Raw genomic sequence first — 24,093 nt, forward strand, 5'->3', positions numbered from 1 at the left:
AATGCCGCGAAACGTGGCCCCATGCACCATGCTTGTCAGTGCGATGGGTGCGCCTACCGACAACGACGCACGCAGGTCCGGCCGCAAGGGGCCGCTGCGTCTACTCGCGCGCACGCTGTCGAAGGCGTGGGAAGGCAACATCTTCTCAGAAGCCGCCGAGGCGGCGTTCTGGCAGACGCTGTCGTTCCCCCCGCTGCTGCTCGGAGTGCTGGGCGCCATGGGTTATCTCGGCGACTGGTTCGGCTCCGAAGTGGTGTCCGCGGTCCAGGAGAAGATCATCGGGTTCACCCGGACGATCTTCAGCGCGGACGTCGTCAACGGCGTGATCCAGCCCACGGTCGCGGAGATCCTCACGACCGGCAAGGGCGAGATCGTCTCCATCGGCTTCCTGATCTCGCTGTGGGCGGGTTCGTCCGCCATGTCGTCGTTCGTCGACGCGATCACGGTCGCCCACGGCCAGTACGGCGTGCGCAACGAGTTGTGGCAACGCATCTTCGCCCTGCTGCTGTACATGGTGTCGCTGGTGGCGCTGGTGATCGGTCTGCCGGTGCTGGCGCTGGGCCCGGACATCCTGCCGCAGTTCTTCCCGACGTCCTGGCAGCCCTACATCGAGACGTGGGTCGGCCGGTTCTACTACCCCGGCGTCGCGTTGTTGCTGGTGTTGTCGCTGTCGCTGCTCTACAAGGTCGCGCTGCCGCGAAGGCTGCCGTACCACCGCGTGCTGCCCGGAGCGGTCCTCGCGATGGCCGTGTTCATCCTGTCGTCCATCGGCCTGCGGCTGTACATCCAGTGGATCACCACGACCGGCTACACCTACGGCGCGCTGGCCACCCCGATCGCGTTCCTGCTGTTCGTGTTCTTCATCGGCCTGGCGATCACGATCGGCGCGTACTTCAACAGCGCCATCCAGGACGAGTGGCCAGCCAGGATGACCCGCCGCCAGCGCCGGCGCTGGCGGCGACTGGAGATGGAGCGCGCGGCGTCGCGCATCCGTTCCGAGAGCGCCGAGTCCCAGCCGGAGACCAGCGACGACAGCTACTCGGCGCCGTCACCCGCCGACACCCAGCTGACGGCCCCGCTGAAGATCCAGGAGCCGCGGACCTCACCCGAGCAAGAAAAACAGCGGGGGTAGCCGAAGCCACCCCCGCTGCTCGTCGAAGCTCGCGGAGTTCTGGAAGAACCGGCTTTACTCGCCGCCGCCCTTGGGCAGGCCCTCGTAGATCTTCTTGCAGTCCGGGCACACCGGCGAACCGGGCTTCGGCGACCGCGTGACCGGGAAGACCTCGCCGCACAGCGCGACCACGTGCGTTCCCATGACGGCGCTCTCGGCGATCTTCGCCTTGCGCACGTAGTGGAACATCTTCGGGGTGTCGTCCCCGGTGTGGTCGGTGCCTTCCGGCCGTACGTCGACCTCGGGGAGAGTCTGGGTGCTCACCCGCCCAGAGTACCTGGGATGATGTCCCCTCGTGACCACGCTGCACATCGCCGACGAAGTAGCCACCGCATTGGCCGAGAACCGGCCCGTCGTCGCTCTTGAGAGCACCATCCTGTCCCACGGGTTGCCCGCACCGCGCAATCTCGCCGTGGCCGCGCGCCTGGAGAAGGTCGTCCGGGAGGCCGGTGCCGTCCCCGCGACGATCGCCGTGCTCGACGGCGTACCGCACATCGGCCTTTCCTCTTCCCAGCTCGACCGCGTGTGCAACGCGGGCGACCTCGCGAAGCTCTCGCTGCGCGACCTCGGCGCGGCCTACGCGCTCGGTCGCAGCGGCGCGACGACCGTGGCCTCGACCACGGCGCTGGCGCACCAGGCCGGCATCCGCGTCTTCGCGACCGGCGGTCTCGGCGGCGTCCACCGCGGCGCGCGCGAGACGTGGGACGTGTCGGCCGACCTCGACGTGGTGGCCACGACCCCGGTGCTGATCGTCTGCTCGGGCGTGAAGTCGATCCTGGACATGGGCGCGACCCTGGAGGTGCTGGAGACCCGCTCGGTCCCGGTCGTCGGCTACCGCACCTCGCGCTTCCCCGCCTTCTACCGCCGCGAGTCCGAGTTCGAGGTGCCGTGGCGCGTCGAGAACGCCGCCGAGGCCGCCGCCGTGTTCGCCGAGGGCGGGCGCGGCATGCTGCTGGCGAACCCGATCCCCGCCGACTTCGAGATGGACGCCGCCCTGCACGACCGCCTGCTGGCCGAGGGCCTGCAGAAGCTGGTCGACGAGAACGTGCGCGGCAAGGACGTCTCGCCCGTCCTGCTGGAGCACTTCCACACCGCGAGCGCCGGCGTGAGCCTCGACGCGAACGAGGAACTCGTCGTCAGCAACGCCTCCGTCGCCGCGGCCGTCGCCGTCGAGCTGTTCCAGTGAGGCCTGTAGTGGTCGTGGGCGACGCCGGCCTGGACGTCGTCGCCCGCCACTCCGGCCCCATCGCCCACGGCGGTGATGTGCGCGCGAAGGTGACCATCGAGCCAGGCGGCGCGGGCGCGAACACGGCCGTGTGGCTGGCCGCGTGCGGTGCGTCGCCTGTCCTGGTGGCCCGCGTCGGCGCCGACTCGGCCGGCCGCCAGGTCCACGCCGAACTGACCTCCGCGGGCGTCCAGTGCGCCTTCGCCGTCGACCCGGACCTGGCCACCTGCTGCGTGGTCGTGCTCGTCGACGAGAGCGGCCAACGTTCGATGCTGCCCGACCGCGGCGCGAACGCCCGCTTCTCCCCCGCCGACCTCGACTCAGGCTTGCTCGCCGCCCCGCACGGCCACCTGCACCTGTCGGGCTACGTCCTGCTCGACGCCACGTCCCGCCCCGCCGGCCTGGCCGCTCTGCGGGCAGCGCGGTCCGCCGGCTGGACGACGTCGGTGGACCCGCAGGCGGCAGTGCTGATCCACTCCTCAGAGGCCTTCCTGGAAGACGTGCGCGGCGTCGACATCCTCATGCCGAACGCCGACGAGCTCCTCGCCCTGACCGGGTCCGCCGACCCCGTTGCCGCCAAGAACCTGCTGACCCACGTCGGCGCCGTCGTGGTGACAACGGGCCCGGACGGTGCGTCGTGGGTGGACGCCGACGAGCTGATCTCGGTCCCCGCTGAAGCCACTGAGTGCGTCGACTCGACCGGAGCGGGCGACGCCTTCGACGCCGGTTTCCTCGCCGCCTGGCTTGCCGGCGCCTCCAAGCACGACGCCCTGCTCGGCGGCGTCCGGGCAGGCTCCCGCGCGGTCAGCGTCGTCGGTGCCCAGCCACCCCGCTAGGCCCGGCTCACCGATATATCAGTTCCCATATATCAGTTCCCCGCCAACCCCTGATGCAAAAAACGTTTGCGGACGAAGTCAAAAGACTCATTGCAAAGGCTGACCGACCAGGCCCTTAGCAATGACTCTTTGGACTTCGTCCGCAAAAGACTCGTTGCTAAGGGTCGGGCAGCGTTCGGCCACGGCCGGGCTTCAGGACTTCGCTGATGGGTTTCAGCGGCGGGATTCGGCGGCGAGTCAGCCGTCGATGATGGTGGTGCTCTTGGGCGCGATCGCGCGGCGCTCGACCTCGTGCCGGTTGACCTTCTCGGTCTTGCGCGGCGGCCTGTCGTTCGCGATCAGCACAGCCATCCACGGCAGCGGCACCGACAGCACGATGAAGAAGAGCGCGAGCCACCAGGTGTGAGCGAACAGGGCCGCCAGGATGAGGCACGGGAAGCGCAGACTCATCATGATCGCGTATTTCTTGCGCCGGGCGGCGTGCTGTTCCTCGTAGGACGGCGCCGCCTCGGTGATCAACACCGGGGTGTCGTTCCGGTCAGGACTGCTCACGACACCACCCTCTTAACTCTTTCTGGCTACATGCTCCATAGTCCCACGTCCGAGTGACGACCGGGACACCCGGTCGGCGGTTAACATCCGCGAGTGGTCGCCCTTGATCGCCTCGTGGACGTGCTCGGCAGTCTGGGCACTCATCTGGCGTGCGCGCCGAAGGGCCGTGACGTCGAACTCCGTGGGGTTGCCCTGCACGATCCGGCGGAAAACGTGCCGGCGACCGCGGGTGATGTGCTCCTGGGGCTCGGCACACCTTCGGTCGCCGCGGCCGTGCGTCTCGTGTCCTCGACTGTGGCTTCAGCGGTTGTGCTGCACGGCAAACCGCCGCTCGACGAACGTGTGGTCGCCGCCGCGAAGAAGTCTGGCGCGGCCGTGTTGCTCGTGGATCCGTCTGTGCCGTGGAGCCAGCTTGCGAACGTCACGCAGACCCTGGTCAACGGCGGCACGCGCACCGGAGACCTGTTCGGCCTCGCCGACGTCATCGCGGGTGTGGTGGGCGGCCCTGTCACGATCGAGGACCAGCAGTCCCGTGTGCTCGCGTACTCCTACCGGCAGGAGGACGTCGACCCGGTGCGCGTGCAGACCATCCTCGGCCGGCGCGTTCCGGAGGAGGCTCGGCGGGCACTCGACGAGTTCGGGGTGTTCACGCACCTCGCGTCGTCCGACGAGCCGATCTTCGTCCCCAAGCTGACCCCGCAGCTGGGCAACCGCCTCGTCGCCGCCGTGCGCGCCGGGCGTGAGCTGCTCGGGTCGGTCTGGGTCGAGGTGACCGGGCCGGTCGACGCCGCGCGTTCGGCCGCGTTGGTCGACGGCGCGCGCACGGCGGCGTTGCACCTGTTGCGGTCGCGGGCGTCGACGGATCTGGAACGCCAGGTTGAAGCGGATCTGGTGATCAGGCTGCTCGAACACCCGGAGTCCGCCGACGTGGCGCGCCTCGGTCTGCCATCGGCCGACCTGCGGGTGATCGCCGTGCAGGCCCACGCCGGTGAGGGTGAGCACGGCGCGGCGGTGCTCGCGTTCCAACGGGCCACCGCGGGCTTCGGCTGGTCGCGGCCTGGGCGTAGCGCGCTGTTCGGCAACGTCCTCTACACCGTCATCCCCGCCGCCGACGACGCCGTCGCCTGGGTGCGTTCGCTGGTCCGCGAACTGCCTGCCGAGGCCACCGTGCTGGCCGGCATCGGAGGTCCGGCCGAGGCGACGCAGCTGCCCACCTCGCGGCAAGAAGCCGATGAATGCCTCGCACTCTCAACCGGTGCACCGGTTGTATACGACGATGCCTGGGCACGGGTCCTGCTGCACCGGCTCGCGGCCGTCGCCGAGGCTGGACGTCTCCCCACGCGTGGACCGATATCCAATATATTGCGGTACGACGCTGAATACGGCACGCAGTACGCGACGACGTTGAGGGCGTGGCTCGCCGCTCAGGGCGACGTGCGGACGGCGGCACGGGAGCTCAGCGTGCACCCGAACACGTTGCGGTACCGCATGCAGAAGATGGCCGAGGTGACACCGCTCCCCCTCGACGATCCCGACCAACGGCTCGCGATGGCCATCGCCCTCCAGATCACGCGGTGAACCACGGGGCGTGAAAGCATCTCCACCCGTGCACCCCGATCTTTCTGCTGATCTCTGCGCCCGGCTGCGCGAGGCCTTCCTGAACGCCGGCTACACCGCGGACGGCGTCGTCGACGTGCTCGGCCTGCAGGCCCACGCCGCGCTCGGCCGCGGCGAGCCGGAGCCCGCCCGCCGCGCGAGCAAGGACGCCGGGACGCTCGGCACGCTGACCCGCCTGTTCCTGCTGGGCGACCAGGAGCCGGAGCAGGACGTCCGCAAGGCGCTCGACGGCGTCGACATCGACGACGCCGTGGCCAACGAGGTCCTCACGGCCGACAAAACCACGGGAGACCTGAGGGCCGGGCTGGACGTCAGGCCGTACGAGGACAACTGGTGGGTCATCGCCGACCTCGACTCCGACCTGCGCGGCGGAGCGGTCCCCGAGGACCACGTGCTCGGCGTCGGCCACGCCTCCATCAGCCTCGCCCGCGCGACCAAGCGCACGCCGGTCAGCACACTCCTCGACCTCGGCACCGGCTGCGGCGTCCAGGCCCTGCACGCCAGCACGCACGCCGAGCGCATCACGGCGACCGACCTGTCCGAGCGCGCGCTGCGGCTCGCGCAGGGCACGTTCCGCATCAACGAGCTCGACGTCGAGACGCTGCAGGGCGAGTGGTTCGGCCCGGTCCGCAACCGGCGGTTCGACCAGGTGGTGTGCAACCCGCCGTTCGTCGTCGGCCCGCCGCGCGTGGACTACGTGTACCGGGACTCGGGGCTCGGCGGCGACGACGCGTCGGCGCTGGTCATCCGGCAGCTGCCCGCGTTCCTCAACGAGGGCGGCGTGGGCCAGCTGCTCGCGTCGTGGGTGCACCGCAGGGGCGAGGACTGGGAGGAGCGCGTCTCCGGCTGGCTGCCGCGCGGCGGGATCGACGCGTGGTTCGTGCAGCGAGACATCGCCGAGCCCGCCCTGTACGTCGGCACGTGGCTCAAGGACGCGGGCGTCGACCCGCGTAGCCCCGAGGGCCGGACGAAGGCTGCCGCGTGGCTGGACTGGTTCGAGGAGAACCAGGTCGAGGGCGTCGGCTTCGGCTACGTGACGCTGCGGCGCACCGACGAGATGCACTCCCAGGTCGTGTGTGAGGACCTGCGCCACGCCTACGACGACCCGCTGGGTCCGGAGGCGGCGCGCTGGCTCGACAACGTCGCGTGGCTGCGCGCGAACCCCGACCTGCTGGGTCACCGTTTCCGGGTCGCGGACACCGTGCTGCTCGAAGAAGTGTCCGAGCCGAGCGAGGACGGCTGGCGCAAGGTCGTCGCCCGGCTGCACCGCACCGACGGGCCCGGCTGGCAGCACGAGGTCGACGAGGCGACGGCCAAGCTCATCGCCGGTTGCAACGGCGCGCTGCCGCTGGAGGACCTGCTCTCACTGCTTGAGTTCGCTTACGGAGAAATCGATGCAGAAGCGGCCTTGCCGATCGTTCGTGATCTCATCCGGCACGGAATGTTGATTCCCGCGTGAAAGCGGTTGTGGCGCGCGTCACAGAGGCGAGCGTTGAAGTCGGAGGGGAGATCGTCGGCGCGATCGACGAACCCGGATTGCTGGTGCTGCTCGGCGTCCACCACGACGACACAGCCGAGCACGCCCGCAGAATGGCGCAGAAGCTGCACGGCCTGCGCGTCCTCAACGACGAGCAGTCATGTGAGTCGATCGGTGCTCCGTTGCTGGTCGTCAGCCAGTTCACGCTCTACGGAGACACGCGCAAGGGTCGCCGTCCGTCCTGGACGGCGGCCGCGCGGCCCGAGCACGCGGAACCCTTGGTGAACGCCGTCGTGCAGGAGCTGCGCCAAAAGGGCGCACGGGTCGAAACGGGACGATTCAGAGCCGAGATGAAGGTACGGAGCGTGAACGACGGTCCGTTCACCGTGCTCGTCGAGGTCTGACTAAACGGTTCTCAGCCAATCCTCAGATTAGTCGCGCAACCGCTGTGACTGCGGTGACGTCTTCAGGTCATGGAAGTCGGGAACGAATTCGGAATCGTCTTCGTTACCCAGGTATCAGCCAGCTAGCGATGGGATCCCGAGCGGGCCCGCCGCAACCGGCAACCAGGGCGCAGCGCCGCGCCGCCTTGACCGCCTAGCGCGACTGTCCTGACCGACAGCAGCGTCGCCCGCAGCAGGGGGAGGGAGATCCATGACCGTCACGAGGATCTCCGACCGTGAAGTCGGAGAGAACACGCCCGCCGTCGAGCACGAACTCGACGCCCAGGGTCCAGCAGCCGACCTCGTTCGAGTCTACCTGAACGGAATCGGCAAGACCGCGCTCCTCACCGCCGAGGAGGAGGTGGAGCTCGCCAAGCGCATCGAGGCCGGTGTGTTCGCGCAGCACGTCCTGGAGACGGCCAAGCGCCTCACGCCCACCCGCCGCGACGAGATGGGGGAACTCGTCCGCGACGGTCGCCGCGCCAAGGACCACCTGCTCAAGGCGAACCTGCGTCTCGTCGTGTCACTGGCCAAGCGCTACACCGGCCGTGGCATGCCGCTGCTGGACCTGATCCAGGAAGGCAACCTGGGCCTGATCCGGGCCGTCGAGAAGTTCGACTACACCAAGGGCTTCAAGTTCTCGACCTACGCGACGTGGTGGATCCGCCAGGCCATCACCCGCGGCATGGCCGACCAGGGCCGCACCATCCGGCTCCCCGTCCACCTCGTCGAGCAGGTGAACAAGCTCGCGCGGATCAAGCGCGACCTGCACCAGACGCTCGGCCGCGAGGCGACGACCGAGGAACTCGCGAAGGAAGCGGGACTCAACGTCGACAAGGTCGCCGACCTGCTCGACCACGCGCGTGACCCGGTATCGCTGGACATGCCGGTCGGCACGGAGGAGGACGCTCCCCTCGGTGACTTCATCGAGGACTCGGACGCGACCGACGCCGAGAGCGCCGTCATCTCCGGCCTGCTGCAGGACGACCTGCGCCGCGTGCTCGCCACGCTGGAGCCGCGCGAGCAGGCCGTGATCCGGCTGCGCTACGGGCTCGAGGACGGTCAGCCGCGCACGCTGGACCAGATCGGCAAGCGGTTCGGGTTGTCACGGGAGCGGGTGCGGCAGATCGAGCGCGAGGTCATGTCGAAGCTCCGCCAGGGCGAACGCGCCGCGAAGCTGCGCGCGTACGCCTCGTAGTCCCAAGGGAGTTACGGTCGGGTGTCACTCGTCCGGCAGTATTGACTTGTGACTCAACTCACGGCACGGTCGGGCGTTACCAGAGCCACGCGACGCCCGTCGTGAGTCGGGTTTCGCACGCGAAGGAAGGTCGGGGCAGCCGGGGGCTGCCCCGGCCTTCCGCGTTTGTGGGCCACGGAACAGCGTGGTGGTCGGGGATCACATCAATACGTCCCTTTGGTGGCGGTACGGTTTTCTGATCCGAACTGCACACCGTTGGAGTTGTGTACGACGTGCCCACCACTTTCGAGTACACCGACGTCCTTCCGCTCGCGAAGGACACCGAGACCGAGTACCGCCTCGTCACGTCGGACGGGGTGAAGCTGATCGAGGCCGGTGACCGCAAGTTCCTCGAGATCGCCCCCGAGACGCTGACGCTGCTCGCGAAGGAAGCCGTCCGCGACATCCAGCACCTGCTGCGCCCGTCGCACCTCGCCCAGCTGCGCAAGATCATCGACGACCCCGAGGCGTCGGGGAACGACCGGTTCGTCGCGATGGACCTGCTGCGCAACGCGGCCATCTCGTCGGGCGGCGTGCTGCCGATGTGCCAGGACACCGGCACGGCGATCATCATGGGCAAGCGCTCCGAGACCGTCCTGACCGGCGGCGACGACGAGCAGGCTCTCGCCAGGGGCGTCTTCGAGGCCTACCAGGAACTGAACCTGCGCTACTCGCAGATGGCGCCGCTGACGTTCTGGGACGAGAAGAACACCGGCACGAACCTGCCCGCGCAGATCGAGGTGTTCCACAAGCCGGGCCAGGAGCCGGTCTACGAGTTCCTGTTCATGGCCAAGGGTGGCGGTAGCGCGAACAAGACGTTCCTCTACCAGGAGACCAAGGCGGTTCTGAACCCGAAGCGCCTCGCGACGTTCCTCGACGAGAAGCTCCGCTCGCTCGGCACCGCCGCGTGCCCGCCGTACCACCTCGCGGTGGTGGTGGGCGGTCTGTCCGCCGAACAGAACCTGAAGGTCGCGAAGCTCGCCTCGGCCCGCTACCTCGACAACCTGCCGACCGAGGGCTCACCGTCGGGCCACGCGTTCCGCGACAAGGACCTCGAACAGCAGGTGCTGGAGCTGACCCGCAACTTCGGCATCGGCGCCCAGTTCGGCGGCAAGTACTTCTGCCACGACGTGCGCGTCATCCGCCTGCCCCGTCACGGCGCGTCCCTGCCGGTCGGTGTCGCGGTGTCGTGCTCGGCGGACCGCCAGGCCAAGGCCCGCATCACGCCCGAGGGCGTGTTCCTGGAGCAGCTGGAACGCGACCCGGCCCAGTTCCTGCCCGAGATCGAGGGCGAGGACCTGTCCGACGAGGTCGTTCGCATCGACCTCACCCGCCCGATGGCCGAGATCCGCGAGGTGCTCACCAGGCTTCCGGTGAAGACCCGTGTCTCGCTGACCGGTCCGCTGGTCGTGGCCCGCGACATCGCGCACGCCAAGATCAAGGAACGCCTCGACGCCGGCGAGGAGATGCCGCAGTACCTCAAGGACCACCCGGTCTACTACGCCGGACCGGCCAAGACGCCCGAGGGCTACGCCTCCGGTTCGTTCGGCCCCACGACCGCCGGCCGGATGGACTCCTACGTCGAGCAGTTCCAGGCCGCGGGCGGCTCGCTGGTGATGCTCGCCAAGGGCAACCGCTCCAAGCAGGTCACCTCGGCGTGCAACACGCACGGCGGCTTCTACCTCGGCTCCATCGGCGGCCCGGCGGCGCGCCTGGCCCAGGACTGCATCCGCAAGGTCGAGGTGCTCGAGTACCCCGAGCTCGGCATGGAGGCGGTCTGGAAGATCGAGGTCGAGGACTTCCCGGCGTTCGTCGTCGTCGACGACAAGGGCAACGACTTCTTCGCCGAGACGTCCGCTCCGACCCTGCAGATCAGCTTCCGCCGCTAGTCGCAAGCCATCCCCGACAGCCGGGGTCGACTGATATATCGGATATCAGTCGACCCCGGCTGTCGCGCTTCCACGCCTGCCCGCGACCTTTGCAATGAGTCTTTTGACTTCGTCCGCAAACGTTTTTTGCATCCGGGCCAGAGGGGGCCGGCCAGGCAGGCGAGAGGCGCGGGCAGGGCGCGCAGTCAAGCAGTACGCTTGTCCTGTATTCGACGGAATCGGGGTGATGTGGTGATTCACCATGTGCAGGTGACCTGTCCGGCAGGTGCCGAGGACGAGCAGCGCGGGTTCTACACAGGGGTGCTCGGGTGGACCGAACTGCCGAAGCCGCCGCTGCTCGCCGCGCGGGGCGGGTGCTGGTTCGAGGTGCCGGGCGGTGGCGAGGTGCACGTGAGCGTCGAGGACGACTTCCGGCCCGCGCGCAAGGCTCACCCGGCGTTCGTCGTCGACGTCGAGCAGGTCGCCAAGGCGGTCGCGGCAGCGGGCCATCCCGTGGTGTGGGCCGATCCGGCCGAGATCCCCGGCCGGCTCCGCTTCCACACGTTCGACGCGGTCGGCAACCGCGTCGAGTTCCTAGCGGGCTAGCAGCCAGTCGAGGGCGGCGTCGGCGTGATCCAGAACTGACAGGTGGCCGTCCCCTGGGGTCAGGCGGAGCTCGGCGCCGGGGATGCGGGAGGCGAGCCATCGACTGTGCGAGGGCGGGTCGACGCCATCACGGTCGCCGTGCAGCAGGAGGGTCGGCGCGGTGATGGACGCGGGGTCGAAGCCCCACGGCGTCACGTAGGCGAGATCGTCGTCGATCAGCGGGCCGGGGCCGTTCGCCAGCGCGGGCCCGACAACCTTGCCGAACCACGACCATCGGCCTTTCAGCGTGGCGAGGTCGGCCTCCGAGAACTCCATGTCGTATTCGACGCCGGACGACTCGTACCGCTCCTTCTCCGCACGACCGGCGGCGGCCGCCCGAAGCGACGCCTCGACCGAGGCCACCATGCCGTCGAACCAGGAAAGGCCTTCGGCGGCGAAGGGGGCCAGCGATGCGCCGGCGGTCACACGGTCGGGCAACAGGGCGGCGCACGCGAGGGCATGTGGTGCCCTGTATTTAGGAACTACAGGCTGAGTGCCCGAACACAGCGAACCGCTCCAGGCCGAAAGCGTCGGCGATATGCGATATATCAGTTGCCGCAGATCCCACTGTCCGGCCTGGTACGGGCGTTGAGGTGCCGTAGCCGGGGCGGTCGTAGGAGATCCAGCGGACGCCCGGACGGAACAGTGGTTCCGGGGGCAGGCCGAGGTTGGGTGTGCCGTGGTGCCAGAACACCGGCACGCCGTCGCCGACGTCGTAGACGTGGAGCTGCCGCTCCCCCAGTTGAAGATCCACGAACTCAGGATCTCACCAGTCAGCCGGTCTCCTCGCGGGATTCGAGAACCAACCGGCGGTCACCGAGCGGCGCGGCCAGCCGGACGGTCAGCGGCACCTGGCGAAGCTCCTGGGTGCAGACGGTGCCCGGCGGCTGCTTGGTGATCGTGACCAGCGTGATCTGGACGATCTCGGCGGACTGCCCGGTCACCTCGGCGCGGGCCTCCTTGCAGCCACCGCCGACGCCGAAGACCTCGATGTCACGGCCGTCGCCGAACACGTAGGCCTCGTCGCGGTAGGTGTCTGACAACGTTGTCGTGTCGACCTTCTCCTTGGCGATCGGCGTCACGTTGGGCGGCACGACCGGCTTCTCCTCCGAGATCGAGACCGGAGGCTGGACCGGGGCTGTGGGGGTCGCGCCGGTGGAACCGGGCGCGGACGTGCCCGTGGTGGACGCGCCAGTGGACGAGCCGGAGGATCCGGGCGCGCCGGACTGCGTGCCCGACGAGCAGCCGGCGAGGCCCACAGCGGTCACGGCGGTGAGAGCAACGACAGCGACGGCGTTTCTCATACGCACCATCCTCGCAAACCAGAACAAGTGGCCGGTGGGAAAGAGCGGGGAGGTGCCCGGCCGACGGGGCAGATGCCGACCGGGCACCGTGGGAGTGAGGTCTACTTCTGTTCCTGCCGCGACGTCAGCGCGACCGTGCGCTCACCGAGAGGTTCGGACAGCTGCACCGTCAACGGCGGGAAGCGGATGTCCATCGTGCATGCCTGCTTGTCCAGCGGCAGCGTCTCGACGAGCTCGATCTTCACCATCGAGGCCGACTGCTCCAGCACGGACGCGCTGGCCTTCCCGCACCCGCCCTCCTGGGCGATGACACCGACGGTCTTCCCGTCTCCCTGTGTCCACACGGTGCGCGGATACTCCGACGACAAAGCGTTGGTGTCCAGCTTTGTCACGGGTTTGCCGTCCGGCGGGATCTCTCCGGGCGCGACGCCCGGCGGCACCTCGGAAGGCGAGGTGGCGGTCGGCAACGTCGAACCGCCACCTGCCCCAGTGCCCGCGTTCTGCGCACCGCCACAGGCCGAGACCACCAGCAGCAGGACGCCAGTGCCAATTACGGTTCCTATGTGCCTCATGTTCAGAGGACGGAACCGCGCTCACAACGGGTTGCAGTGACTTCGCTTCACAGTTACCGGGATACGGCGGCCACGGCCTCGCGCAGCGCCTCCAGACGAGCGGCCGATGCCAGACCACCGTGGTAGAGGTGGAATTCCTCGACCCCCGCGTCCAGGTAAGCCAGCCACTCCTTCGACAGCGCCGCACCGTCCGCGGGCTTCGGCGGCAATCCCAGCACGTACGCGGCGATCCGCGTGTCCGGAGCGGCCGCGCGAAGAGCCTCGATGCCGGGAACCGCGACCTCAGGGCCGGGCCAGCACATCGTCGTCAGCACGTCGACGTCCGCGTCCAGACCACCCGCAACGGTCGCGAACGGCCCGGTGCCCCACGGGTCCGCCGTCACATGCATGCCAACGCGGATGGAAGGCGCGGCGGCCCGAATCTCGCCGACCAGCCTCTGCCGCAACGACCGCACCACTCCCGTGCGCATGGCCTGGACGTCCTCCGCGAGCGCACCCAGCGCTTCCTCAACGTTGGGTGCACCGCGATCGACCCCGGCCCGGACCGCAGCACGCAGGGCATCCGGGTCGGCGTACAAAGCGGTGCACGCAGAACAGAAGCACAGCGACAACAGCTTCTGCTGCACCGGATTCCAGTCCGTGCCGTCGGTCTTCTCGTGGTGACCGCCGTGGAAGAACCCCAGCGGGCCACAGGCCTCGAGGATGATCCCGTCCGGCGCGCCGAGTTCGAGCACCTCGGACACCAGCACCGACGTGTACTCGACGACATCGGGCTGAGCAGTGCACAACGCGTACGGGTAGCGATCCCCGAAGGCGTTCACCACGGTCACGTCCGGATGCAGGTCGCCCAGACGTGAGTTGTGCGTCAGAACAGTCCACGCGTACACGGGCAGCCCGGCCGCGCGAACCAAAGCCGCTGCCTCACCGAAGGAGTTCGAACCGTCCATCCAGGACGGTTCCGCCGGCACCAACCGGCCGAAGTTCGACTCCCGGACCGGCAGGTAGAACGCCGCATGCCGCGCGTCGACCAACCGGTGCCGCGGGTGCAACGGCGTCGCGGCCCGCACGGTGTGGTACGACGCGGCAAGGGCGATCGCGTCGACGCCGAGACCCTGATACCGCGCAACGGCATCCGGGTCCCCGATCAGGTCCCACGGATAGGCGTGGACAACCGACTTCACCACCGGGGACGCTTCCTCTCGTAGCTCGGGTCGAACTTCTGCATGTAACCCGTGTCGTCACGTGAAGTGATACCGCAGCGAACGTAGTTCTCGGCCAGGCGCGCCAACGCGTCGCGATCCAGCGACACACCGAGACCCGGCGTGGTCGGTACCGGCACCGCACCATCCACAAAGGACAGCACGCCCGGCTCCACGACCTCGTCGGCCGCGTTCCACGGATAATGGGTGTCGCACGCGTAGTTCAGGTTCGGTGTGGCGGCCGCCAGGTGCGTCATCGCGGCCAGCGAGATGCCCAGGTGCGAGTTCGAGTGCATCGACAGGCCGATGCCGAACGTCTGGCAGATCATGCCCAGCTGCCGCGACCGCTGCAGCCCGCCCCAGTAGTGGTGGTCGGACAGCAGCACCTGCACCGCGTCCTGCTCCACCGACGGCTTGAGGTGCTCGAACGCGACCACGCACATGTTGGTGGCCAACGGCATCGGCGCCTTCGCGGCCACCTCGGCCATCCCGGAGATCTCCGGCGCCGGGTCCTCCAGGTACTCCAGCACGCCGTCGAGCTCGGCCGCGACCTTCAGCGACGTCGCGGGTGACCAGGCCGCGTTCGGGTCCAGCCGCAGCGGGTGGTCCGGGAACGCCTCGCGCAGCGCCCTGATCGCCTCGATCTCCTGCTCCGGCGCGAACACACCGCCCTTGAGCTTGATCGACCCGAACCCGTACTCACCGATCATCTTCCTGGCCTGCGCCACGATGCCGGCGGGGTCGATCGCCTCGCCCCACTCGTCCGGCTCGGCGCCGGGGTGCCCGTCCCACTTGTAGAACAGGTAAGCGGAGTACGGCACGGACGACCGGATCGCGCCGCCCAGCAGGTCGTGCACCGGACGTCCCAATGCCTTGCCCTGGATGTCCAGGCACGCGACCTCGAACGGCGAGTACACGCGATCGACGGTGCTCTCCGCTGTGATCTTCCCGGTCAGCCCGTGCTTGTCCGGGCCGGCCTCACCACCCAGAACAGCGGCGACCCGCGCGTGCATCTCGTTCAGGGCGAACACGTCGAGCCCGATCAGAGAGTCCACAACGGACCGTGAGCGCTCCAGGTGCGCGAGATCGCCGTAGGTCTCCCCCAACCCGGAGATGCCCTCGTCGGTGTGCACCTCGACGATCGTGCGCAGCGCCCACGGCTCGTGCACGCCCGCCGCGTTCAGCAGCGGCGGGTCGCGGAAGGCGATCGGCGTCAGGACTACTTCGGTGATCTTCATGCCAGCAGAGCCTTACCGGCGGCGATGATCTTGTCCAGGGCGGCGACGTGCTCGTCCAGCGGGTCGATCAACGGCGGGCGGACGCCACCGACGTCCAGCCCGTTCGCGCGCACCGCGGCCTTCACCAGGGCGACCGCGTATCCGGGAACCTTGTCGCGCAGCTCGACCAGGGGCTTGTAGAACTCGAGGAGAAAGCGGTTCACCAGCTCGGTGTCACCCGCCTGCACGGCGTTGTAGAAGCCCAGCGAGATCTCCGGCGCGAAGCAGAACACCGCGGACGAGTACAGCTCGACGCCGATCCCCCGGTACGCGAGCTGCGTCATCTCCGCGGTCGGCAGGCCGTTGAAGAACTGGAACGGCTTGTCGACGCCCGCGCGAACCGACAGCACGATCCGCTGCATCTGGTCGAGGTCGCCGATGCCGTCCTTGAAGCCCACGACGTTCGGGATCCGCGCGACCTCGACGGCGGTCTCCGGCGTGAACCGCGCGTTGTTGCGCTGGTACACGATGATCGGCAGCTCGGTGACACCCGCGACCTCGGCGACATACCGCACGAGCCCGGCGGCCGGATTGGTCACGAGGTACGGCGGCAACAGCAGGATGCCCTGCGCACCAGCGCGTTCCGCTGCCTGCACGAACTGCTTGGTCGCCACGACCGAGCCGCCCGCGCCCGCGAACACCGGCACCTTGCCCGCGGTCGCCTCGACCGCGACGGCCACCGCGCGCTCGAACTCCTCCAGCCCCAACGCGTGGAACTCGCCGGTGCCGCAGGCGACGAACACCGCGCCTGGCCCGGCGGAGACACCGTGCTTGACGTGCTCAGCCAGCACGTCGAACGCGATGTTCCCCTCGGTGTCGAACGGGGTCACCGGAAAGAACAGCACACCATCGAGTTGCATACCAGACACTCATCCCTTGATCGCTCCGGTGGTGATCCCACGCAGGAAGGACTTCTGCAGCGACAGGTACACGACCAGGCTCGGTACCAGCGCCAGCAACGCTCCGGCCAGCACGATGCCCGTCCCGACCTGATCGTCGGACCTGAGCGCGAGAAGTGCGACCGTGAGCGTGTAATCGGAGGGGTCAGCGGCGACGATCAGGGGGAGCAGGTACTGCTCCCAAATCATGTTGAAGCCGAACACGGCGATCACGCCGAGCGCCGGGCGGCACAGCGGGAGGATGATCTGCGCGAACAGGCGCAGCTCCCCGGCACCGTCCACTTTGGCCGCCTCCTCCAGTTCCGCGGGGATCTCCTTCATGAACTCCGTCATGACGAAGATGGAGAAACCCCACGCCCCCAGCGGGAGGATAACGCCGAGCAGCGTGCCCTTCAGACTCACGTGCACCAGCGGCAGGTCTCCGATCACCAGCGACAGCGGGATCGCGATGACCTCCTCCGGCAACATCATCGTGGCGAGGATGACCAACAGCGCGATGGCCTGACCGCGGAACTTCTTACGCGCCAACGCGTAGGCGGCGAACACGCTCACCGCCAGCTGCAACAGCAGCGCACCACCCGCGATGATCAACGAGTTCGTCAGGTAGTGCCAGATCTTGTTCTCCGCCGCGACCTGGAAGTTGATCAGCGACGGGTGGTCCGGGATCACCGACAGCTGGGTCGGGTCCGGGTTGTGGTCGAACGCGCCGGAGAAGATGACCAGCAGCGGACCGCAGAAAAGGATTACAGCGAGAGCGCTCAAAAGCACCCGGACGCCCTTGCTGACCCACGCGTCCGGACGGGTGGACCAGCCGATGGCGCTGTCGAAGCGACTCGAGTTGACGCTCATCGCGCCTCCTTCCTCCGGCGGTACCACTGCACGCTGACCGTGAGAACCAAGGTAACCAGGAACAACAGCACGGAACCAGCCGAGGCGAGCCCGGCCTCGGACTGCTCGAACGCCGTCGTGTAGACGCGCGTCATCCAGACGTCCGTCGATCCGGCGGGGCCGCCGCCGGTCAGGACGTACACCTCGGTGAAGACGCGCAGGCCGCGGATCGCCGCCAGCGTCAGCAGAATCGTGATCACGGGGCGCAACGCCGGCAGCGTGACGTTCCAGATTCGTTGCGGCGTCGAGGCTCCGTCGATCGCGGCGGCCTCGTACTGCTGGCGGTCGATGCCCGCGAGACCAGCGAGGATCAGCACCATGTCGTACGGCGCGTGCTTCCAGATGCCGACGAACATGACCGACACCAGTGAGGTGTCGGTGCTGTGGATGTACTCCCACGGACCGAGGCCGATCCACGAGATGACCTCGTTGAGGAAGCCTTCCGGCGCCGGGTAGAAGAACAGCCGCCAGATCTCACCGATCACGGCGGTCGCGGCGACCACGGGCAGGAACACCGCGGAGCGCACGAACCACAACGACTTGGCGTGGCCTTCCAGCAGCAGGGCCAGGAAAAAGCCGATGAGCATCGCTCCGAGCGTCTGCCCACCGGCCAGGACCAGGGTGTGCCACGACGCCGTCAGGAACTTCTCGTCCTGCAGGATCGTGGCGTAGTTCTTGAAGCCGACGAAGATGTCGCCGAGGAAAGGCCGGACCTCGAACAGCGAGAGCCGGATTCCCTCGGCCATCGGGATGAACTTGAAGACCAGGAAGATCAGCGCGGCGGGAAACAGGAACAACCACGGGACGAAGGTGGCTCCCGTGAGGCGGCGCCGGCGGCGCCGCCTCACGGGGTGGGTTTCGACGGCACCGCCGCCACTAGCCGTCGAGCCCACGTCTTGGGTGTCGCTGTGATGTTGAACTGCCGTCACTGCGACGCCTTCTGGTTCTCGAGTTCCTTCTTCAGCGCCTCCGCCAGAGCCTTCAGCTCAGCCGACGAGTCGGCGGGGCACTTGGCGAAGATCGAGTTCAGGGTCTCCGAGGTCTTCTGCCGGAAGGGCGTGAAGTTCGGAACGCTGGGGAACGGCCGCGCCTCGCTCTTGTACACGCCCGCCACGGTCGCCCAGCGCGGGTCGTTGTACGTCGCGTTGACGTCGACGTTCTTGTTGACGGGCAGGCGGACCACCGGTTGCGGGTCGCCCTTCATACCGGCCTTCTGCGCGTCGGGCGTGATCAGGTACTCGGCGAGCTTCTTCTGGTCCGCGGTCTTCGCGGAGCCGGCCATCAGGTAGACGTCCTCGCCCTCACCCAGGACCGTGGCACCGGCCGGGCCACGCGGGGACGCGATGACCTCGTACTTGTCCTTGCCGACCGACTTGTCGAAGCGGCCGATCATGTACGGGCCGGTCAGGTAGATGCCGCTCTTGCCCGACTCGAACAGCGGGTGCGCGTCGTTCGTGCTCAGCGTCAGCGAGCCCGGCTGCATGACCTTGTCCTCGCAGAAGAGCTTGCGCAGCCGTTCGATCGCCTTGGTCGACTCCGGCGAGTCGATGCCGACGGAGAACTTGCCGTCGCCCTCCTCGTCGAGGATGTCGCCGCCGCCCTGCCAGATGTAGCTGGCGGCCCACCACGCGAGGTAGCCGCGGTCGACCGTGCCCGGCACGAGCATGCCGTAGGTGTCGTTCTGCCCGTTGCCATCAGGGTCGTTACGAGTGAACGCACGCGCTAGATCGTCTAACTCTTCCCACGTCGTCGGGATCGGCTTGCCGAGCTTCTCGCGCCAGTCCTTGCGGATCAGCGTGACCATCGCCTGGGTGGAGTACGGGATGGCGTAGTACTTGCCGTCCGCGCCCTTGCCGTTGTTCCAGGCCCGGTCGACGATGTCGCCGCCGCCCGCGAGGTCGTCGCGCTTGATCTCGGTCGTCCAGCCCTGCTTGACGAAGTTGCCCAGCGAGCCCGTGTCGGTGATGACCACGTCCGGGAGGTCCTTCGAGGCGGCGCGCTGCTGCACCTGCTTGTCGAAGTCGTTGAAGATCGGCTTGTAGTCGACCTGCACACCGGTCTTCTCGGTGAACGACTTGAAGATCTTCTCGTAGACCTTCGCCGTTGCCTCCGTCGAGCGGGTCCACACCTCGAGGGGCTTGTTCGGGTCCTTGGTCGACGCCGCCGTGTTGCCACTGCTGCCACAGCCTGCGAGCAGCAAGGCCACGCTGAGCGTGGCGATTGTTGTGGCGGTTCTACGGCGCATCGTCGGAGCCCTTCGTGTTCAGATATGTGAACCGGGGTCGTACTTGTGAACCTGATGCAGGACTGTAAGAATCAGGACAGCAACGTGTCAAGGGTGAGTTGGGCAAGTTGCTTACCGGTTTCCCAGAAGACGGCCGAGGAGGCCAGGTGGCGTCGCCGATCGACAAGGGCACGGCTCGTCCGGGCGCAGTGAAGTCCGCCGACCGAACGGTTGAGTTGCTCGAAGTGCTCTCCGCGTCGGACCGCAGGCTGACGCTCACGGAGCTGCACCGCGAGCTCAGCTACCCCAAGTCGAGCCTCTACATGCTGCTGCAGACGCTGGTCGCGCGCGGCTGGGTGGAGGTCGACTCGGACCGGGGCACGTACGGCATCGGCGTGCGCGCGCTGCTCGTCGGTACGTCCTATCTGGACCACGACCCGGTGGTGCGCGCGGCGATCCGCGTGATGGAGCAGGTGCGGCAGGACATCAACGAGACCGTGCACCTTGCCCGTTTGGACGGCGCGGACGTCGTCTACCTGGCGAGCCGCGAGTCCGAGCACCACCTGCGCGTCGTCTCACGCGTCGGCCGCCGGCTCCCCGCGCACTCGACGTCGCTGGGCAAGGCAGTGCTCTCGACTCGCACGCCGGAGGAGGTCGACCTGATCCTCCCGGACGAACTGAAGCCGCTGACCCCCAACACCGTGACCGATCGGGCGGCGCTGCACGAGCAGCTCGCCGGTTTCCGGAATGTCGGATATGCCCACGAACGTGAGGAGAACACGCCGGGGCTCGGCTGCTTCGCGGTCGCGTTGCCGTACCGAAACCCCGTTCTGGACGCTATGAGTTGCTCGGTCCCACTGGGCAGACTGGACCCCGAGCACGAGCGGCAGGTCATCGCCGCTCTGCTGGACGCCGCCCGGACGATCACCGAGCTTCTCCGCCAGTTCGGTCGCTGATCCGAGTACCGCCGAAACATCTGCACAAGACGGAGGGGTCCAACCCGTGACCGCACGCATCCTGATCACCGGCGCCGGTGGCGGGGTGGGAACGCTCATGCGCACCCGCCTCGCGACGGAGGGCCGCGTCCTGCGACTGCTGGACATCGCGGAGCTACCCGCGGCCGCCGACGGCGAGAACGTCGAGCTCGTCCAGGCCTCGGTGACCGACATCGGCGCGATGGAAGCCGCGATGAAGGACGTCGACGCCGTGATCCACCTCGGCGGCCACAGCCTCGAGGAGGCGTGGGACAAGATCCTCAGCGTCAACATCGACGGCACGCACACGGTGCTGGAGGCCGCGCGCCGCTGCGGTGTGCGCCGAGTGGTCCTGGCCAGCTCCAACCACGCCGTGGGCTATCTGGAACGCGCCGACGGCGAGGCCGGTGACTACGTGTTCCCGCGCCCCGACACCTACTACGGCGTGTCCAAGGTGGCGCTGGAGGCGTTGGGATCGCTGTACGCCGACCGCTACGGCATGGACGTGATCGCGATCCGCATCGGCTCGTGCTTCGAGAAGCCGCGCGATGTGCGGATGCTGTCGACGTGGATGTCGCCGGACGACGGCGCGCGCCTGTTCGAGGCGTGTCTTTCCGTTGCGTCGCCGGGATTCCGGATCGTGTGGGGCGTTTCGGACAACAAGCGCGGCTGGTTCTCGCTGGACGAGGCCCGCGCGCTGGGTTACGAGCCGCAGGACGACTCCGAGGTGTACGCCGCCGAGGTGCTGGAGAAGCACGGTGGTGAGCTCGATCCCTCGTCGTACGCGGCGAAGTACGTGGGCGGGGCCTGGTGCGGCCCCGATTTCGACACGGCAGTCAAGGAGGCAGGGCGTTGAGCCACGTCGTTCAGGGATACAACCCGCGCACCGGTGAGCCGTTCGGCGAGCCGGTTGCGAAGACCCCCGACAGCGAGGTGGACCGGATCGCCTCGGCCGCGGCGGTCGCGTTCCCGGCCTGGTCGGTCGTTCCGGCCGCGGACCGCGCCGTGGTGCTGGAGAAGGTCGCGGACGCGTTGGACGCCGAGTCGTCGTTGCTGGTCGCCACGGCGGACGGTGAGACGGCGCTGGGTGTGCCGCGGCTGACCACCGAGTTGAAGCGCACCACGAACCAGCTGCGGTTGTTCGCGGAGGTGCTGCGCGAGGGCAGCTACGTCGAGGCCACTTTGGACACGGCGAACCCGGACATCATCCCGCCGCGCCCGGTGCTGCGGCGCATTCTCCGTCCTCTTGGGACGGTGGCGGTGTTCTCCGCGTCGAACTTCCCGTTCGCGTTCTCGGTGGCCGGTGGTGACACGGCTTCCGCGCTGGCGTCCGGCTGTTCTGTTGTGGTGAAGGCACATTCCGCGCACCCGTCGACGTCGCGGGAGACCTCGCGGGTGGTCGTGGACGCGCTGCGCGAGGCCGGTGCGCCCGAGGGCGTGTTCGGCATCGTGTACGGCACCGAGTCCGGTGTCGCGCTGGTGAAGCACCCGGCGGTGCGCGCGGTCGGTTTCACCGGGTCGACCGGTGGCGGGCGGGCGTTGTTCGACCTGGCACAGGGCCGGCCGGACCCGATCCCGTTCTACGGTGAGCTGGGCAGCGTGAACCCGACGGTGATCCTGCCGGGTGCTGCTGCGCGTGACGACATCGCCGCGGGGTTCGCGGCGTCGCTGACGATGGGTGTCGGGCAGTTCTGCACGAACCCCGGTCTGGTGTTCACGCCGGAGTCGCTGGTGCCCGCGCTGGGTGAGGCCGTCGCGGCGACCTCCGGTGGCGCGATGCTGAACGAGCGGATGTGCGACTCCTACAAGGCTTCGACGGACGCGCTGGCCGCGTCGGACCTGGTGTCCGTCGTGTCCGCGGGTACGCGCCCGGACGAGGCGTGGGCGGTGGCGCCGCGGCTGTTCAGCGTGCCGGTGTCGGTGTTCGAGGAGAACCTCGAGAAGCTGACCGAGGAGCACTTCGGTCCGGCGGCGCTGGCCGTGACGTACTCGTCGCCCGCGGAACTGCATTCGGTGCTGGCGAAGCTGCCGGGCACGCTGACCGGCACGGTGCACGCCGAACCGTCGGACCACGCGGAGGCCGGCGAGATCGCGGAGGTGCTGCGGCACGTCGCCGGCCGGATCATCTTCAACGCGTGGCCGACCGGTGTCGCGGTGGCGTGGGGCCAGCACCACGGTGGCCCGTGGCCGTCGACGACGAACCCGCTGCACACGTCGGTGGGCGCCACGTCGATCCGCCGGTGGATCGCCCCGGTGACGTACCAGTCGTGGCCGGACGCGTTGCTGCCGCCGGAGTTGCAGGACGCGAACCCGCTGGGCATCCCGCGCCGCATCGACGGTGTGCTGGGCGTGCACTGACGGTTTGTTCGTCTGGCGGGGCCACTCACGTTGGTGGCCCCGCTTTTCGTTGGGCCGCGCTTGACTTTGGAGTGCACTCACAGGTTTAGCGTTGACGGTATGAGAGTCGCCGAGCTCGCACGTCAGGCCGGGGTCCGGCCTGACACGGTCCGGTACTACGAGCGCGCGGGGCTGCTCGCGCCGCCGCCGCGCACGTCGTCGGGGTATCGGCAGTACCCGTCGTCGGCGGCGGACCGGATCCGGTTCATCCGCGACTGCCAGCGTCTCGGGCTGACGTTGCGGGAGATCTCGTCGTTGCTCGCCGTCCGCGACACCGGCGAATGCCCGTGCGAGCCGGCCGAGGAGCTGCTGCGGCGGCACATCGACGAGATCGACGCCGAGATGGCCCGGCTCGCGCGACTCCGCTCGGATCTGGTGGACATGGTCGGTACCGACTGTTCACCGTGGTGCCCGCCGGAGGGGAGGTGAACGGGATGGACGACTGCTGCACGTGCTGCGACTGCTGCTGACCCCCGATTGATTGGTCAGTCGATACCGATCCGGCGTGGCGCCCGCCGGATTCATGTTTGGAACATGTCGTCTGCCCAACATCAGGCAGATGTGCCTCGCGACCTCCTACTACACCGACTCGCAGGCAATATATTGGATACGGATCTTGCGAAGCTCCTGTCGGCCGCGGCGCCGACCGCCGCTCGCTGCTACAGCCTCGCTGCGATGACCTTCGCGCACTCGATCGCCTCGCACCGCGCGGTGTCGACCTCGACGTCGTAGGTCATCCCCCGATGCACCAGATCGGCCTGCACCTCGGCCATCCCGGCGACCCGATCACCGCGTGCGAGCTCCCGGCCTGCGGCAACCGCGGCATCACACCGCACACCGACCCACAGCACGGCGAACCCGTCCAGCGCCTTCTCCCACCGCTGCCGGGACTCGGTCCCGCCCAGGAACACGTCGTCCACGATCACCCGCGCCCCCGCGCGCACCATCGCGGCGACCCCCTCCATCCACGCGTCCTCGAGCAACCGGAACTCGCCCCCGACGATGACCTCACCGTCCTGCGCGAACCCGATCCCCTCGGACCCGAGCCGCAACCGCGCGGGCATCACGTCGATCAACGTGTCGACCCCGATCGCCAGCCACGCGTCGGGCAACAGCGCCTGCAGACACCGCGCGATCCCCGACTTGCCGGAGCTGGACCCACCGTTGAGCACGATCACCTGAGCACGCGCCGCCGCCTCGCCATCCACCGGCCGACCGTACCCACGCCTCCCACCCACCACGATCCATTTCACCGCCCCGCCAGCCCTAGCAATGAGTCTTTTGACGA

Annotated in this window: 26 protein-coding genes; 13 read left to right on the plus strand and 13 right to left on the minus strand. The window is 68.4% G+C overall.

The features are described from left to right. The first annotated feature begins 43 nt into the window (after positions 1-43). Positions 44-1,132, plus strand: a complete 1,089-nt coding sequence (locus B0F77_RS35740) for a YihY/virulence factor BrkB family protein (RefSeq protein WP_245849079.1) — start codon at positions 44-46, stop codon at positions 1,130-1,132. Positions 1,133-1,186: 54 nt separating this feature from the next. Here the strand turns inward: B0F77_RS35740 and B0F77_RS35745 are convergent, their stop codons facing one another. After that, positions 1,187-1,435: a DUF3039 domain-containing protein gene (locus B0F77_RS35745; RefSeq protein ID WP_086667459.1), complete on the minus strand. Its 249-nt coding sequence runs from the start codon at positions 1,433-1,435 to the stop codon at positions 1,187-1,189. Positions 1,436-1,466: 31 nt separating this feature from the next. Between B0F77_RS35745 and B0F77_RS35750 the strand changes: the two genes are divergently transcribed. Next, a complete protein-coding gene (locus tag B0F77_RS35750) occupies positions 1,467-2,357 on the plus strand; it encodes a pseudouridine-5'-phosphate glycosidase (RefSeq protein ID WP_086667460.1) in 891 nt (296 codons plus the stop codon). Continuing rightward, positions 2,354-3,232, plus strand: coding sequence for a carbohydrate kinase family protein (locus B0F77_RS35755; RefSeq protein WP_086667461.1), 879 nt, complete (start codon positions 2,354-2,356; stop codon positions 3,230-3,232). The genes B0F77_RS35750 and B0F77_RS35755 overlap by 4 nt, the downstream gene beginning before the upstream one ends. Positions 3,233-3,469: 237 nt before the next feature. Here B0F77_RS35755 and B0F77_RS35760 read toward each other — a convergent pair whose 3' ends face one another. Then, entirely contained in the window at positions 3,470-3,784 is a 315-nt protein-coding gene (locus B0F77_RS35760) for a DUF3099 domain-containing protein (protein ID WP_086667462.1), read from the minus strand. A gap of 93 nt (positions 3,785-3,877) precedes the next feature. On the opposite strand from B0F77_RS35760, the gene B0F77_RS35765 reads away from it, so the two are divergent. From B0F77_RS35765 to B0F77_RS35790, 6 genes are all read left to right on the plus strand, one after another. Beyond that, entirely contained in the window at positions 3,878-5,362 is a 1,485-nt protein-coding gene (locus B0F77_RS35765) for a PucR family transcriptional regulator (protein WP_086667463.1), read from the plus strand. Positions 5,363-5,372: 10 nt separating this feature from the next. Further along, complete coding sequence (locus B0F77_RS35770) at positions 5,373-6,860, plus strand: DUF7782 domain-containing protein (RefSeq protein ID WP_245849081.1); 1,488 nt, start codon at positions 5,373-5,375, stop codon at positions 6,858-6,860. Further along, a complete protein-coding gene (dtd, locus tag B0F77_RS35775; protein ID WP_086667465.1) occupies positions 6,857-7,282 on the plus strand; it encodes a D-aminoacyl-tRNA deacylase in 426 nt (141 codons plus the stop codon). Before B0F77_RS35770 ends, dtd begins: the two co-directional genes overlap by 4 nt. A 250-nt stretch (positions 7,283-7,532) precedes the next feature. Then, on the plus strand, positions 7,533-8,519 hold the full coding sequence (locus B0F77_RS35780) for a sigma-70 family RNA polymerase sigma factor (RefSeq protein ID WP_086667466.1): 987 nt from the start codon (positions 7,533-7,535) through the stop codon (positions 8,517-8,519). 263 nt (positions 8,520-8,782) lie between these two features. Then, complete coding sequence (locus B0F77_RS35785; RefSeq protein WP_425435767.1) at positions 8,783-10,447, plus strand: fumarate hydratase; 1,665 nt, start codon at positions 8,783-8,785, stop codon at positions 10,445-10,447. Between the two features lie 249 nt (positions 10,448-10,696). Beyond that, positions 10,697-11,032, plus strand: coding sequence for a VOC family protein (locus B0F77_RS35790; protein WP_245849084.1), 336 nt, complete (start codon positions 10,697-10,699; stop codon positions 11,030-11,032). On the opposite strand, the gene B0F77_RS50745 is transcribed toward B0F77_RS35790, so the two are convergent. The 10 genes from B0F77_RS50745 to B0F77_RS35835 all read right to left on the minus strand — a co-directional run bounded on the left by B0F77_RS50745 (position 11,021) and on the right by B0F77_RS35835 (position 19,455). Beyond that, complete coding sequence (locus B0F77_RS50745) at positions 11,021-11,509, minus strand: alpha/beta hydrolase (RefSeq protein WP_342746874.1); 489 nt, start codon at positions 11,507-11,509, stop codon at positions 11,021-11,023. The two genes, B0F77_RS35790 and B0F77_RS50745, sit on opposite strands and share 12 nt — an antisense overlap. 37 nt (positions 11,510-11,546) lie before the next feature. Then, positions 11,547-11,825 (minus strand): alpha/beta fold hydrolase, encoded by a 279-nt coding sequence (locus tag B0F77_RS50750; protein ID WP_342746875.1) that lies wholly within the window; start codon positions 11,823-11,825, stop codon positions 11,547-11,549. Between the two features lie 19 nt (positions 11,826-11,844). After that, on the minus strand, positions 11,845-12,375 hold the full coding sequence (locus B0F77_RS35800; protein WP_086667467.1) for a hypothetical protein: 531 nt from the start codon (positions 12,373-12,375) through the stop codon (positions 11,845-11,847). A gap of 101 nt (positions 12,376-12,476) precedes the next feature. Continuing rightward, positions 12,477-12,947, minus strand: coding sequence for a hypothetical protein (locus B0F77_RS35805; protein ID WP_086667468.1), 471 nt, complete (start codon positions 12,945-12,947; stop codon positions 12,477-12,479). A 53-nt stretch (positions 12,948-13,000) separates the two neighbouring features. Beyond that, positions 13,001-14,128, minus strand: a complete 1,128-nt coding sequence (locus tag B0F77_RS35810) for a hypothetical protein (protein ID WP_245849085.1) — start codon at positions 14,126-14,128, stop codon at positions 13,001-13,003. After that, entirely contained in the window at positions 14,125-15,384 is a 1,260-nt protein-coding gene (locus B0F77_RS35815; RefSeq protein ID WP_086667470.1) for a glucarate dehydratase family protein, read from the minus strand. Before B0F77_RS35815 ends, B0F77_RS35810 begins: the two co-directional genes overlap by 4 nt. Continuing rightward, positions 15,381-16,283, minus strand: coding sequence for a 5-dehydro-4-deoxyglucarate dehydratase (locus B0F77_RS35820; protein WP_086667471.1), 903 nt, complete (start codon positions 16,281-16,283; stop codon positions 15,381-15,383). Before B0F77_RS35820 ends, B0F77_RS35815 begins: the two co-directional genes overlap by 4 nt. Before the next feature lie 9 nt (positions 16,284-16,292). Further along, positions 16,293-17,171, minus strand: coding sequence for a carbohydrate ABC transporter permease (locus B0F77_RS35825; RefSeq protein ID WP_086667472.1), 879 nt, complete (start codon positions 17,169-17,171; stop codon positions 16,293-16,295). Next, positions 17,168-18,058 (minus strand): carbohydrate ABC transporter permease, encoded by an 891-nt coding sequence (locus tag B0F77_RS35830; RefSeq protein ID WP_211294204.1) that lies wholly within the window; start codon positions 18,056-18,058, stop codon positions 17,168-17,170. Before B0F77_RS35830 ends, B0F77_RS35825 begins: the two co-directional genes overlap by 4 nt. Positions 18,059-18,135: 77 nt before the next feature. Further along, positions 18,136-19,455, minus strand: a complete 1,320-nt coding sequence (locus B0F77_RS35835) for a sugar ABC transporter substrate-binding protein (RefSeq protein ID WP_086667473.1) — start codon at positions 19,453-19,455, stop codon at positions 18,136-18,138. A gap of 146 nt (positions 19,456-19,601) precedes the next feature. On the opposite strand from B0F77_RS35835, the gene B0F77_RS35840 reads away from it, so the two are divergent. The 4 genes from B0F77_RS35840 to B0F77_RS35855 all read left to right on the plus strand — a co-directional run bounded on the left by B0F77_RS35840 (position 19,602) and on the right by B0F77_RS35855 (position 23,234). Continuing rightward, a complete protein-coding gene (locus tag B0F77_RS35840; RefSeq protein ID WP_245849087.1) occupies positions 19,602-20,390 on the plus strand; it encodes an IclR family transcriptional regulator in 789 nt (262 codons plus the stop codon). Positions 20,391-20,436: 46 nt separating this feature from the next. After that, complete coding sequence (locus B0F77_RS35845; RefSeq protein WP_086667474.1) at positions 20,437-21,264, plus strand: NAD-dependent epimerase/dehydratase family protein; 828 nt, start codon at positions 20,437-20,439, stop codon at positions 21,262-21,264. Continuing rightward, entirely contained in the window at positions 21,261-22,766 is a 1,506-nt protein-coding gene (locus B0F77_RS35850) for an aldehyde dehydrogenase (NADP(+)) (protein ID WP_086667475.1), read from the plus strand. The genes B0F77_RS35845 and B0F77_RS35850 overlap by 4 nt, the downstream gene beginning before the upstream one ends. A 99-nt stretch (positions 22,767-22,865) precedes the next feature. After that, entirely contained in the window at positions 22,866-23,234 is a 369-nt protein-coding gene (locus tag B0F77_RS35855) for a heavy metal-responsive transcriptional regulator (RefSeq protein ID WP_086667476.1), read from the plus strand. 230 nt (positions 23,235-23,464) lie between these two features. On the opposite strand, the gene cpt is transcribed toward B0F77_RS35855, so the two are convergent. Further along, positions 23,465-24,013, minus strand: a complete 549-nt coding sequence (gene cpt / locus B0F77_RS35860) for a chloramphenicol phosphotransferase CPT (RefSeq protein ID WP_245849089.1) — start codon at positions 24,011-24,013, stop codon at positions 23,465-23,467. Positions 24,014-24,093 lie beyond the last annotated feature (80 nt).

This window comes from Lentzea kentuckyensis (assembly GCF_002150765.1).
Lineage (GTDB): Bacteria > Actinomycetota > Actinomycetes > Mycobacteriales > Pseudonocardiaceae > Lentzea > Lentzea kentuckyensis.

Coding starts and splice junctions, on each gene's coding strand:
- B0F77_RS35740 (WP_245849079.1), top strand. CDS start 44: ATGGGTGCGCCTACCGACAACGACGCACGCAGGTCCGGCCGCAAGGGG.
- B0F77_RS35780 (WP_086667466.1), top strand. CDS start 7,533: ATGACCGTCACGAGGATCTCCGACCGTGAAGTCGGAGAGAACACGCCC.
- B0F77_RS35800 (WP_086667467.1), bottom strand. CDS start 12,375: ATGAGAAACGCCGTCGCTGTCGTTGCTCTCACCGCCGTGACCGCTGTG.
- B0F77_RS35805 (WP_086667468.1), bottom strand. CDS start 12,947: ATGAGGCACATAGGAACCGTAATTGGCACTGGCGTCCTGCTGCTGGTG.
- B0F77_RS35815 (WP_086667470.1), bottom strand. CDS start 15,384: ATGAAGATCACCGAAGTAGTCCTGACGCCGATCGCCTTCCGCGACCCG.
- B0F77_RS35820 (WP_086667471.1), bottom strand. CDS start 16,283: ATGCAACTCGATGGTGTGCTGTTCTTTCCGGTGACCCCGTTCGACACC.
- B0F77_RS35825 (WP_086667472.1), bottom strand. CDS start 17,171: ATGAGCGTCAACTCGAGTCGCTTCGACAGCGCCATCGGCTGGTCCACC.
- B0F77_RS35835 (WP_086667473.1), bottom strand. CDS start 19,455: ATGCGCCGTAGAACCGCCACAACAATCGCCACGCTCAGCGTGGCCTTG.
- B0F77_RS35855 (WP_086667476.1), top strand. CDS start 22,866: ATGAGAGTCGCCGAGCTCGCACGTCAGGCCGGGGTCCGGCCTGACACG.